At 65.6% G+C, this 10,917-nt stretch carries 17 protein-coding genes; 16 read left to right on the top strand and 1 reads right to left on the bottom strand.

Going from position 1 to position 10,917, the window contains the following annotated elements; all coding sequences use genetic code 11:
- The first annotated feature begins 131 nt into the window (after positions 1-131).
- The 4 genes from AFIDRAFT_RS06785 (at position 132) to AFIDRAFT_RS06770 (ending at position 2,527) form a co-directional block, all read left to right on the top strand.
- Positions 132-491, top strand: a complete 360-nt coding sequence (locus AFIDRAFT_RS06785) for a hypothetical protein (RefSeq protein ID WP_147293864.1) — start codon at positions 132-134, stop codon at positions 489-491.
- Positions 492-814: 323 nt separating this feature from the next.
- Positions 815-1,249 (top strand): hypothetical protein, encoded by a 435-nt coding sequence (locus AFIDRAFT_RS06780; protein WP_002718029.1) that lies wholly within the window; start codon positions 815-817, stop codon positions 1,247-1,249.
- 600 nt (positions 1,250-1,849) lie between these two features.
- Positions 1,850-2,176 (top strand): DUF736 domain-containing protein, encoded by a 327-nt coding sequence (locus AFIDRAFT_RS06775; RefSeq protein WP_002718030.1) that lies wholly within the window; start codon positions 1,850-1,852, stop codon positions 2,174-2,176.
- Between the two features lie 138 nt (positions 2,177-2,314).
- Positions 2,315-2,527 (top strand): helix-turn-helix domain-containing protein, encoded by a 213-nt coding sequence (locus tag AFIDRAFT_RS06770; protein WP_002718031.1) that lies wholly within the window; start codon positions 2,315-2,317, stop codon positions 2,525-2,527.
- A gap of 10 nt (positions 2,528-2,537) precedes the next feature.
- Here AFIDRAFT_RS06770 and AFIDRAFT_RS06765 read toward each other — a convergent pair whose 3' ends face one another.
- Complete coding sequence (locus tag AFIDRAFT_RS06765; RefSeq protein ID WP_002718032.1) at positions 2,538-2,792, bottom strand: helix-turn-helix domain-containing protein; 255 nt, start codon at positions 2,790-2,792, stop codon at positions 2,538-2,540.
- A gap of 227 nt (positions 2,793-3,019) precedes the next feature.
- Here AFIDRAFT_RS06765 and AFIDRAFT_RS06760 point away from each other — a divergent pair, with 227 nt between their 5' ends.
- The 12 genes from AFIDRAFT_RS06760 (at position 3,020) to AFIDRAFT_RS06705 (ending at position 10,917) form a co-directional block, all read left to right on the top strand.
- Positions 3,020-3,283 carry a DNA -binding domain-containing protein gene (locus AFIDRAFT_RS06760; protein WP_002718033.1) on the top strand — a complete coding sequence of 88 codons (264 nt, stop codon included), beginning with the start codon at positions 3,020-3,022 and terminating at the stop codon, positions 3,281-3,283.
- Positions 3,284-3,405: 122 nt separating this feature from the next.
- A complete protein-coding gene (locus tag AFIDRAFT_RS06755; protein ID WP_172583885.1) occupies positions 3,406-3,615 on the top strand; it encodes a transcriptional regulator domain-containing protein in 210 nt (69 codons plus the stop codon).
- Complete coding sequence (locus AFIDRAFT_RS06750; RefSeq protein WP_245258129.1) at positions 3,572-4,192, top strand: DUF2285 domain-containing protein; 621 nt, start codon at positions 3,572-3,574, stop codon at positions 4,190-4,192. Before AFIDRAFT_RS06755 ends, AFIDRAFT_RS06750 begins: the two co-directional genes overlap by 44 nt.
- Positions 4,193-4,406: 214 nt before the next feature.
- Positions 4,407-4,658 carry a helix-turn-helix transcriptional regulator gene (locus AFIDRAFT_RS06745; protein ID WP_002718036.1) on the top strand — a complete coding sequence of 84 codons (252 nt, stop codon included), beginning with the start codon at positions 4,407-4,409 and terminating at the stop codon, positions 4,656-4,658.
- Between the two features lie 14 nt (positions 4,659-4,672).
- Positions 4,673-5,788, top strand: a complete 1,116-nt coding sequence (locus AFIDRAFT_RS06740) for a replication initiator protein A (RefSeq protein WP_002718037.1) — start codon at positions 4,673-4,675, stop codon at positions 5,786-5,788.
- Positions 5,785-6,423 carry a ParA family partition ATPase gene (parA, locus tag AFIDRAFT_RS06735; RefSeq protein WP_002718038.1) on the top strand — a complete coding sequence of 213 codons (639 nt, stop codon included), beginning with the start codon at positions 5,785-5,787 and terminating at the stop codon, positions 6,421-6,423. The genes AFIDRAFT_RS06740 and parA overlap by 4 nt, the downstream gene beginning before the upstream one ends.
- Positions 6,420-6,674 carry a hypothetical protein gene (locus tag AFIDRAFT_RS06730; RefSeq protein WP_002718039.1) on the top strand — a complete coding sequence of 85 codons (255 nt, stop codon included), beginning with the start codon at positions 6,420-6,422 and terminating at the stop codon, positions 6,672-6,674. The genes parA and AFIDRAFT_RS06730 overlap by 4 nt, the downstream gene beginning before the upstream one ends.
- Positions 6,671-7,189 carry a DUF2840 domain-containing protein gene (locus AFIDRAFT_RS06725; protein ID WP_002718040.1) on the top strand — a complete coding sequence of 173 codons (519 nt, stop codon included), beginning with the start codon at positions 6,671-6,673 and terminating at the stop codon, positions 7,187-7,189. The genes AFIDRAFT_RS06730 and AFIDRAFT_RS06725 overlap by 4 nt, the downstream gene beginning before the upstream one ends.
- Complete coding sequence (locus AFIDRAFT_RS06720) at positions 7,186-7,731, top strand: S26 family signal peptidase (protein WP_002718041.1); 546 nt, start codon at positions 7,186-7,188, stop codon at positions 7,729-7,731. The genes AFIDRAFT_RS06725 and AFIDRAFT_RS06720 overlap by 4 nt, the downstream gene beginning before the upstream one ends.
- Before the next feature lie 35 nt (positions 7,732-7,766).
- The gene (locus tag AFIDRAFT_RS06715) at positions 7,767-8,102 is read left to right on the top strand and encodes a DUF736 domain-containing protein (protein WP_002718042.1); all 336 of its coding nucleotides are present in this window, start codon (positions 7,767-7,769) and stop codon (positions 8,100-8,102) included.
- A 4-nt stretch (positions 8,103-8,106) separates the two neighbouring features.
- The gene (locus AFIDRAFT_RS06710; protein WP_002718043.1) at positions 8,107-8,823 is read left to right on the top strand and encodes a lytic transglycosylase domain-containing protein; all 717 of its coding nucleotides are present in this window, start codon (positions 8,107-8,109) and stop codon (positions 8,821-8,823) included.
- Between the two features lie 354 nt (positions 8,824-9,177).
- Complete coding sequence (locus AFIDRAFT_RS06705) at positions 9,178-10,917, top strand: relaxase/mobilization nuclease domain-containing protein (RefSeq protein WP_002718044.1); 1,740 nt, start codon at positions 9,178-9,180, stop codon at positions 10,915-10,917.

Below are 10,917 nucleotides of genomic sequence, written 5' to 3'. Positions count from 1 at the left end.
TGATACGGCTCACAAGGAGCCGCCGATGAATTCAGGCTCGGGGAGGTCGGGGTGGTGGCGGGTCGATCAGGCCGTCGCGCCACAGATGATCACTCGGCTCCTTCACGCTCGTCACGGCGAACCGAGCGGGAATGAAAGCCGATGCCGGAAGAGAACCGGGAAGACAATTGGCCGTGCATAGAACGGCCAGCGGGCAGGATTTCGAACAATCCGGCTGCGCAGGTTTCTCACCCGAACAACAAGGCATGCTGTCCGACATAGACGCCATTTCGGATGTCGCCGCCATCTGGGCAGCCCCCATCGCCCTCGCAGACGACGGACCAACCATCGGCGCAATCAAAAGGCTCAAGACCGCAAAGATCGAGAGCAGGCGGGGGACAAGCGACCAAGGCTTCACGGGTCATGCATCTCACATAGTGCACCGCAAGAGAAGCGCCGGCTTGTTCACTTTCTCGTCAGCGCATGCGGCCATGACCACTCGCATCCTTTAATGCGATTCAGGAATAGTTGCCTCGCCACGAACGAGCGTGCGCCCAGCTGGCTTCATCCGAGCGTTCTCACGCAGACGCGACATCGCGTCGAATCAGCTCACGGCCATCTCTATCCAGCTTCCCACGATTATGCGCTGGAGAGCATAAGCACGAATTCGACTCATTCCAGCCATGAAGGGACGCATCGGCACACAAGCTCGACCGAGGAAGACCAGTGGGATTTCCCCTCCCGCGGGCGCCTGTTTGCGGTTATACTCACGGTCGCGCCGTGGTGGTGGTGGAAGGCGCGACCGTCAGACCTTTATCTCACGGAGTACACCGCCATGATCCTCTTCGGACCACTCCTCGTCATAGTCGGCATCGGCTTTATCTGCTGGCTGCTGTTCACCCTCGCTATCTTTGCGCTGCCGTTTTTCGCCGGTCTGACGATCGGCATCTGGGCCTTTCACACGGGGCCCGGCGTGCTCGGCGGCATTGCCGTGGGTCTTGTAGCCGGCGGCGTCACCTTTGGCCTTGGCCAGCTTGCGCTCGCCGTTGTGCCATGGGCGTGGGCTCGGCTCCTGATCATCCTTCTCTATGTCGCGCCCGCCACCGTCGCTGGCTACAGCGCCACGCATGGAATCGCCCAGATGGCGATGCCTTCACCCACCTGGCAGACGATCTTCGCCGTCATCGGCGCGGTCGCCGTCACGGCGTTTGTCCGCTTCACCGGAATGGCCGCGCCCGGACCAGCCGGACAGGGCTTAGCGCGGGGCTGACGTCATCACGTCGACGACCGTTGGGGCGGGGCCAGATCACGCATTCCGTATGCTCGCGATCCTCGTCGTCGAACACGGAGTGAGGGCCGACTGGCGTCGAAGCTCACCCGATCATCGCAGAGTACCGGGCGTCGTGGCGGGTTGTTGAGGCGACATGGCCGAGGTGGCGACGTCTTACGGATATGGCCAACGAAGCGCGTGACGGGGCGTGCAGCCGGAGCTTGGCCTCCGAAGCAGGATATCCGTTGGTGGCCAGGACGGGGCCCGGATTACCGTCGAATTCACTGGCCAGCCTCCGCGGTGACTCGAAAGTCGCCACGTTCCCCTTGATGTCAGCTCTGTCAGGCCGAGCGCACCGAACGGCCTCTTCGATGGATTGATCTGGCCGAAGGCCGGCTGAAGCCTCGACCGCCTATGGCGCAACAGCGGCGTCAAAACTTTCTTCCCCTGCCGGCTGCGCCGTCATTCCTCGCGAGACAAGAAAGTCCCTCCTTTGCTGTCGAGCCCCTTCGGGGTGCGCCGTCGATCGCCTCCGGCCCCTCGATCACCATCGAGGCCGCAATGGTGCGGGCTCGGAAACAGAGATCAAGGAGAACTACCATGGCGACCATCGGCACCTTCAAGAAGACCGGCTCGAACGAATTCACCGGCGCAATCGTCACCCTCTCGGTCCAGGCCAAGAACGTCCGGATCGTTCCCGAAACCAACCGTTCCGGCGAGAACAGCCCCACCCACCGCGTCTATGTCGGCCGGGTCGAGATCGGCGCCGCCTGGGCCAAGCGCTCCAACGAGGGCCGCGACTATCTGGGCCTCAAGCTCGACGATCCGAGCTTCACCGCCCCGATCTTCGCAAACCTCTTCGACGACGAGGACGGTGAGGGCTACAGCCTGATCTGGTCCCGCCCCAACGGCCGTCGGAGCGACTAAACCCCGCTACAAATGCCCCGTCCGGCTGGTCCGGGCGGGGCATCGCCTTATGATCCAAGGGCGACCGCCGACCTTGAATGGGCGGAATACCTAGTTTACTAGGTGGCAGTATATTAGGTGGCACGGCGATCTCACCGCATGAGCTTGCGGGAGATCGTCGCCACGAATCTGCGAAGACTGAGACATGCCAAAAGCATGTCGCAGGAGGAGCTTGCCGACCGTGCGGGCACCAATCGCAACTATGTTGGCATGCTGGAGCGCGAACAGCACTCCGCGACCGTCGACATGCTGGAGAAGCTCGCCGAGGTTCTTGAAGCGGACCCTGTCGAATTCTTCCGACGCGAGACGTGAACCGCCGTTATCAAGGGGCCTGAGGCTCGATCGGCGCTTTTCTCCGAGCCTTCGAAGACACCGCTCGCACAAGTTCAGTCGCTTCCACGTCGAGCGCCTCCGCGATCCGGCCGAGAACGGTGACGCTGGCCGAAACGTCGGCGCGTTCGATCCCTCCGACGTACCGGGCACTCAACCCAGCCCTTTCGGCCAATTCCTCCTGCGTCATCCCTTTCGCATGACGCAACCGACGCAGATTGACCGCCATGACCTCCTTGAGATCCATGGCGATGATGGAGCCGATATAGGAACTATCGTTCCAGGAATGATCGTTCCGATTCGTACATGCCGGTGCTATTCATCGGGCTGCGGAGGTCCCAGTTTGCCAATTTCCCGAGCAACGCGATGCGTCCCAGGCATCACGGAGTAAGTGTCACGCGGCCCAAATCTTGCAAAAATTCGCGGTAAATGAATGCCTAACACATCGCTTTGATCTCTATGGGGTAGATCGCAATGACTCAGGTGCCCTTTCAGGACCGGCCGCCGCACACCGACCGCTTGAGCGCCTATGACGAGCAACATCTCGCGATCTATCTTCGGTTGCTGATGGCCGACGAAGAAGGCGCCGACTGGCACGAAGTCGTCCAGGTAATCTTCGGCCTCAACCCCACCCGGGAGCCCGCCCGTGCCAAAACGGTTCATGACAGCCATCTGGCGCGGGCGCGCTGGATGACGGAGACGGGTTATCGGCATCTGCTTGAGCCGCGGATGCAGTGAACAACACCATACTCCCACGGCTCGCAGCCACACGCGATGCAACCTTAAGGACTACTTTGCCGGCGATTTTTCCGGATCGTGGTGTCCCTCCCTTGAGAGAGGACAAAATGAGAGGAAACGCCATGCCCACGGAATATTGGCGCTCGCCGGAGACGATTGATCGCCTGAACCGCCTCGAACGCCCCGGCTTCGCCGTCGAATTCCTGCGCCGCAACCACGATTACCGCCGCGACTTCGTCCGCACACAGCGCCAGATCACACGCGCCTCCGTCGATGCCGAAACCGCCCGTGTCGGTCTCGCTCGGCGATGGGGGTTGCGTTTTCGCCCATGACCCAAGCCTTCCCGTTGGGCCCGCCCCGGTCACCTGGCTGCCCGAACTATCGCCCGGTACGCTGATCCTTGAAACAGCGCCGGGCGGATTCGACCAACTCACGTCGCTTGATCCCGCGCAGCTGGGATCAGTCGTTGCTGATGACGCGGACGACGAAGGCCGTGAGCTTGTTGTTGTCGACGGCTCGGGCGAACTCCACGTTCGTTTGCACGGCGATCAGATCAGCACGCGGCCTGCCATTCTGCTGCCGCCCGACATCTCTTTTGAACTCCGGCTTGATGTCGCACTGCGCTTCGTGCGCCGTCTTCGTGGCCAGCGCGTCAAACTTCTTCCCGCCGCCCTTCGCCTGACGCCTCAGCAGAAGCGCCGGCTCGTCCAGCTTCTACACGCCTTCGACGTCCGCGAACTTGGGGGCGGCCCACGCGAGGTCGCCGAAATAATCCTCCGCTCCGAGCACGCACGATTTCCATCAGTCGAGTGGAAGGATTCACACGCCCGACGCACCGCCAACCGTCTCATTCACGACTCGATTGCGCTGGTCGAGCGCGGCTACCTCAAACTTCTGCGCGGCGGCTAACACACGCACCGATCCCTCCAGAACACACCCTAGTCCTACGCCCGCCCGCGCTACGCACACCACGCGCTGCGCTCACATGCGCAGCGGCGCGACCGAGGGGGGACACACCTACTCGAAAATCTTCGTCCACCCCTAACGCCTGAACTCTCCGCCACCGTCACCCCGACATGCCGCGACTTGGCCGCGGCGCTTCGAGGCAAGACGGAGGCACATCATGCCCGACAGGGCCGCGCAACTCGCCACGCGTTACGTCCGCACGCATGAAGCGGCGCGCATCCTCGGCATCTCACCGCGGACGCTTGAGAAATACCGCTGCCACGGTAGCGGCCCAACCTTCCGCAAGCTCGGCGGGCGCGTCGTCTACGCGATCGACGACCTCGAAGCTTGGGCCGACCAGGCCGCGTGCAGCTCGACGTCGGATCCTCGATACGTCGAGGCCCGCGCCGCCGGCCACGCGCATCGCTGAAGCGGCGCTCGTCGATGACATCGCGCCGCCTCATCACAGCCAGCGAACGGAGCAAGCTCGATCCGTTCATCGTCGCCACCGGCGACGCAAGTCCGCGCGACCAGCGCGACTTGATGGAGCGGCCGTTCTTCTCGCTCGCCAAAGCCAGGCGCACGGCGCCGATCCTCTACGAAGCTGCCGGTGTTCGGGTCGAGGTCTACGCCGTGCCCGAGCATGGCATGGCGACCATCTGGGACGCCGACGTGCTGATCTGGGCGGCGAGCCAGATCGTCGAGGCCGAGAACCTCGGCTTCAAGACCTCGCGTTTCCTTCGCTTCACGCCCTACCAGCTCCTGACCGCGATCGGTCGGCAGACAGGCGCACGCGATTACAAGCTCCTGAAGGGCGCGCTCGCCCGCCTGCAATCGACCGTTATCCACACCACCATCCGCAACGGCGAACATTGGCGCCGTCACCAGTTCTCCTGGATCAATGAGTGGGAGGAATGCACGACGCGCGACGGCCGCGTCGAGGGCATGGAGTTCGTGCTCCCCGACTGGTTCTACCGCGGCGTCATCGACCGCTCGCTCGTCCTGGCCATCGACCCGGCCTACTTCCGGCTGACCGGCGGCATCGAGCGCTGGCTCTATCGCGTCGCCCGCAAGCACGCTGGTCGCCAGCCCAAGGGCTGGCTGTTCGAGATCGCGCATCTCCACGAGAAGTCCGGAAGCCTGGTGCGCGTCTCGGATTTCGCGCTCCAGATCCGGCGCATCGCCGCGCGCCAACCGCTGCCCGGCTATCGCCTGCGCATCGAGTGCCAGGGCCGCCGCGAGACGCTCCGCATCCTGCCGGCCCGCTCATCCACAGTTCCTGTGGATGGCGCTGTGGAAACGCTCGGGACTTCGCACGCAAACGGTATCGGGACTCCGCACGCAGCCCTATCGGGACTTCGCACGCACGAACCGCAGCTAACGCTATGGCCGGAAACGGCGATTCCGGGCCTTAACTTAGAGTCTAACTCAGAATCTAACTCTAGTTGTTGGTCCGCGCGGTCTGCGGATAAACCCGCCACCTCCGCTACGCAGGCCTCCGAGCCACCAGGACGACAGCCGTCGCTGCCCTTCGGTCGCAAGCCGGGAGGGAAGAGATGATCGTCGCTCTGCTCAACCAGAAGGGCGGCGTCGGCAAGACCACGCTTGCGCTTCATCTCGCCGGCGAGCTGGCGCTGGACGGCAAGCGCGTGACGCTGATCGACGCGGACCCGCAGGGCTCTGCGCTCGATTGGTCGCAGCAGCGGGCGCGGGAGAACGTCTCACGGCTCTTCGGCGTCGTCGGCCTCGCGCGTGACACGCTCCATCGGGAAGCGCCGGAAATCGCGTGCACCGCCGATCATGTCGTCATCGATGGGCCGCCGCGCGTCGCGGGATTGATGCGTTCGGCGCTGCTCGCCGCCGACCTTGTACTGATCCCGGTGCAACCATCACCCTTCGATGGCTGGGCTTCGGCCGAGATGCTGAGCCTGCTCCGCGAGGCCCGCATCTATCGTCCGCAGCTCGCCGCGCGCTTCGTGCTGAATCGCTGCGGGGCACGCACGGTCATCGCCCGCGAGACGGCCGAAACGCTCGCCGATCACGATCCGCCAGTGCTCTCCAGCACCATCGGCCAGCGTGTCGTCTTCGCCGACGCCGCGCGATCTGGGCGCCTCGTGTTCGAGCTGGCCGCGCAGAGCGCCGCGGCGCTCGAGATCGCAGCGCTCGCCGCCGAAGTCGCGAGAATTGCGCCATGAGCGCGGGTGGCGCCCGACGCGGCTTCGCCGCCCGGCCCGGCGACGCCGAGAGCTGGATCAAAGCGCCCGACGCCTCAAGCCGTCGCGGTGACGAGCCCTCCGCCTTCACCGCGCGACTGACGATCGACGTCACGCCGGCGCTGCGCGGCCGCATCAAGGTCGCCGCGTTCCAGCGCGGGATCACCGTCGCCGACATGCTGCGCGACCTCTTCGCGCGCGAATTCCCCGCCGATCCCGGAGAGAGCGCATGAACGACAACGAGCCGTCGCCGACGCTTGTCGTACCGCCATCGCATCGGCGCCCCGTCGCGCTCACCCATGTCGAACTGACCTGGATCGAGAAGAAGATCGAGCACTGGCTGCGCTTCGGGCGGCGTGCCGAGGAGAAGATCCTCGATCGCCGCCGCAGCATCTCGAGCTTCAAGCCCGGCAGCGTCTTCGCGTTCGTTCGCTGGGCGTCGAACGACTACGGCACCGTCATCTCGCGCATGGATATCGTGCGGGCCGTCGAGCCTGGCGCACGCTTCCAGACGCTGCCCTTCGTGCGCCCCGGCGGCGAGATCCTGCTGCGCGTCGATAGCTGGCCGAAGGTCGAGCGCGTGCTCCAGGCGATCGACGCCGTCGAGACGCTCGACATCGATCCCGCCGACGCCGCGCCGGAATACTGGCGCCACCTCCACAACCGTCTCGCCGCCGGCCATGAACCGCGCCCCTACACGCGCGAGCAGCACGCCGCTTGGCTCAAGCGTCGGAGCGTCACGCTATGACCCGCTTCGGCTACGTCATGACGACGTATTTCGCCATGCTCGTCTTCATCGGCTTGGCTTTCGTCCATCCGACGCCGCGCCTGATCTGGAACGCCACGGCGAGCACGCCGACCGGGCTTTATGCGCTCCGGCCGGCAGGACAGCTTCACGCGCTCGAACTGGTCGCCGTGCGCGCGCCCGAACCGATCGCCAGCTACCTGGCCGATGGCGGCTTCCTGCCCAAGGGGGTGCCGCTGCTGAAGCATGTGATGGCGCTACCTGGGCAGACCGTGTGCCGCGCAGGCGACTCCATCACGGTCGATCACATCGCAGTCGGCGCGGCGCGTGAGCGCGATCACCTCGGCCGCCCGCTGCCGCGTTGGAGCGGCTGCCACACGCTCGGCCCCAGCGAAGTCTTCCTCATGAACCCGACCGTCCCGGACAGCTTGGACGGACGCTATTTCGGCGCGCTTCCCACCACCGCGATCGTCGCCCGCGCGGTCCCCTTGTGGACCGATGAGGCCGGCGACGGCCGCTTCGTGTGGCGCGCGGCCACCGATTGACCCGCTTCTCAACCCGCCAACAACGGAGGTTTCCCATGGCGCAGATTGGTCAGTTCACCCGAGACAAGTCCGGCTTCACCGGGCGCATCCAGACGCTCTTCTTCCACCGTGACCTTTCCCTCGTTCCGGCCGAATCCTCCGATGCCGAGAACGCGCCCGACTATCGGGTCCACATGGGCGACGGCGACGGCCTGGAGATCGGCGCGGGCTGGAAGCGCACCGGCGAGAAGGCCGGCGAATACGTCTCACTCGTCATAGATGATCCCGCACTCGCGCAGCCGATCCGCGCCAACCTCTTCCAGTCGGGCGACGACAAGTCCGCCTGGGTGCTGAACTGGAACCGCCCGCCGAAGCGTAGCGATCGGGGCTGACCGCATGCGGCGCGCGCTTCTTCTGCTCGCCAGCGTAGCGGCGCTCGGCATGCCCGTTGTCGTTGTCCACGCCCAGCCCGCGCCCACCGTGATGCGGTCGGTGAGCGATCCCTACGCCAGTCTAATTGCAGAAGCGGCCCAGCGCTTCGCAATTCCTTCGGCGTGGATACGGGTGATCATGCGCATCGAAAGCCGTCGCAATCGGCGCGCCGTCTCACCCAAAGGTGCGATGGGATTGATGCAGCTCATGCCCGAGACCTGGGCCGCGCTGCGCGCTCGCTATCGGCTCGGGCGTGATCCTTTTGATCCACGCGACAACATCCTGGCAGGCGCGGCTTTCTTGCGTGAGATGTACGACCGCTACGGTTCGCCGGGATTCCTCGCGGCGTATAATGCCGGGCCGGGGCGATACGAAGATTATCGCGACCGGCATCGTCCGCTGCCGCCTGAAACCGTCGCTTACGTCGCGGCGCTTGTCCCTTTTGTCGGGGACGGCGCGACCGATGGGCCTGTCCTCGTGGCGGCCTCCGGTCCGCCGTCTTGGACACAGGCCCCTCTCTTCATCACGCGATCGGCAAGCGCTGATCCTGTCGATCGCGCGCCATCCAAACAGCCGTCGAGCGATGCGTCGGCTGCCATCGCGGTGCGCGACCTGTCGGCCATCGCACCGCAATCCGCTGGGCTGTTCGTCGACGTTTCCGCAGCGGCGTCGAAGCCGTGATCGCGCCGCTCTCCCGTCGGCGTGCTGCTACGTCGCCTCGGTCAGCTCGCGCTTTCCCTGTCGGCTCGGCGGCCTCCGACGTCTCAAGGGGCCTCATCGCAGCTACAGGGCGCGATTTCGTTGGCAGGCGCGGCAAAGCGTTCTTCCGGAAAGAAGAAAGGGCAGGCAGGGGAGGAGCGCAGAAACCAACCGACCGAGGGCGAGATAAAAGGCCGCAAGGTGCGGCTCGGTCGGTCGGTTGTTTTTATTGGCATTTTTCAGCGATCCGGCAATGTGCGGCCCTGGGGCACAAGGTGCGCCGGACCCACAACACTTTGCCGGAGCTGACTTTTCCGCACATTGCCGGGGCCGGCGATGGCTGACGAGAACGATTTCCAGCCTCGGCCGGGCCGCATCCGCTCAACCCGCAGCCAGCGCGCGAAGCCCTTCGTCGCCCAGGCGCTCGCGGCAGCGCAACGCGCCGGCGGTGGCGTCTCGCGCCAAGGTCTCTTGCGCAGCGGACGGCACTCCACCTTCGGTCGCGGCCGAGCCGCCAGCGTTCGGGCCAACCATCTGCTGACGGGCCGCTCTCGTCTGGTCACGGTGAAGACTCGCGTCGTCCGCCATACCGCTCGCGCTGCGCCGCTCGCAGCCCACCTCGGCTATCTACGACGCGAGGGCGTCACCCGGGACGGGGAGAAGGCCAGGCTGTTCGGTCCCGAGACCGAGGACGCCGACCCCAAGGCCTTCGCGGAGCGGGGCGAGAAGGACCGCCATCACTTCCGCTTCATCGTCTCGCCCGAGGACGCGCCGGAGATGGCCGACCTGAAGGGCTTCACCCGCGAGTTGGTCGGCCAGATGGAGAAGGATCTCGGCACCAAGCTCGATTGGGTCGCCGTCGATCACTGGAATACGCAGCATCCCCACGTCCACATCATCGTGCACGGCGTCGCCGACGACGGCCAAGACCTCGTCATTTCGCGCGACTACATCAAGGAGGGGATGCGTGCCCGGGCCCAGGACCTGGCGACGCAAGAGCTGGGGCTGCGCAGCGATCTCGACATCCGTCGCGCGCTCGAGCGCCAGGTCGACGCCGAGCGCTGGACCCAACTCGACCGGCAGCTCGCCCGCGATGCCGATCGACACGGCGTCCTCGATCTCGCACCAGATGCCGGACGTCAGCCTGATCCGTTCGAAGCGCTCAAGGTCGGACGGTTGCGGCGCCTGGAGGGTCTTGGTCTCGCGCACCAGCTCGGGCCGGGCCAATGGACGATGGACCCGGCCGCGGAGACGACCTTGCGCGAGCTCGGCGAGCGCGGCGACATCATCAAGCGTATCCACCGCAGCCTGACCGAGCGTGGCATTGAGCGGGCCGCGGCGAGCTATGTGCTCGCTGGCGAGACCTTGGATGTCCCGATCATCGGCCGCCTGGTTGATCGCGGTCTCGACGATGAGTTGAAGGGCACAGCTTACGCCGTCGTCGACGGCGTCGACGGGCGAACCCATCACATCAAATTCCCGGATCTCGACGCCGCCGGCGACAGCGCGCCGGGCTCCATCGTCGAGCTACGCAAATTCGACGACGCGCAAGGCCGCCGTCGCGTCGCCGTTGCCGTGCGTTCCGACCTCGCCATCGAAAACCAGGTCACGGCGAGCGGCGCAACCTGGCTCGATCGCCAGGCCGTCGCGCGCGATCCGGTGGCGCTTGGCCAGGCCGGCTTCGGCGCCGAGGTCCGCGAGGCGATGGATCGCCGGGCGGACCAGCTCATCGAGCAAGGCCTCGCTGAGCAACAGGCGCGGAGGATCGTGTTCGCCTCCGGCCTGATCGGAACGCTTCGACGGAGGGAGGTGGAGGAGCTGGGCGAGCGGCTCGCCGCCGAAACGGGCCAGCCGTTCAATGGTGCGGAGGCGGGCGAGTATGTCGCCGGGACCTATCGGCAGCGCTTCGCGCTCGCCTCCGGCCGCTTCGCCATGATCGACGACGGTCTTGGCTTCCAACTCGTGCCCTGGACGCCCTCCCTCCAAAAGCATCTCGGCCGCCACGTCTCCGGCGTCGCCCGCGCGGATGGCGGGATCGACTGGGGCTTCGGCCGCAACCGGGGGCTCGGTCTGTGA

Origin of the sequence: Afipia sp. 1NLS2, assembly GCF_000178995.1 — a bacterium.
Lineage (GTDB): Bacteria > Pseudomonadota > Alphaproteobacteria > Rhizobiales > Xanthobacteraceae > Afipia.
The sequence above is the reverse complement of the archived record's forward strand: the minus strand, read 5'-3'. Positions and strand labels throughout refer to the sequence as shown.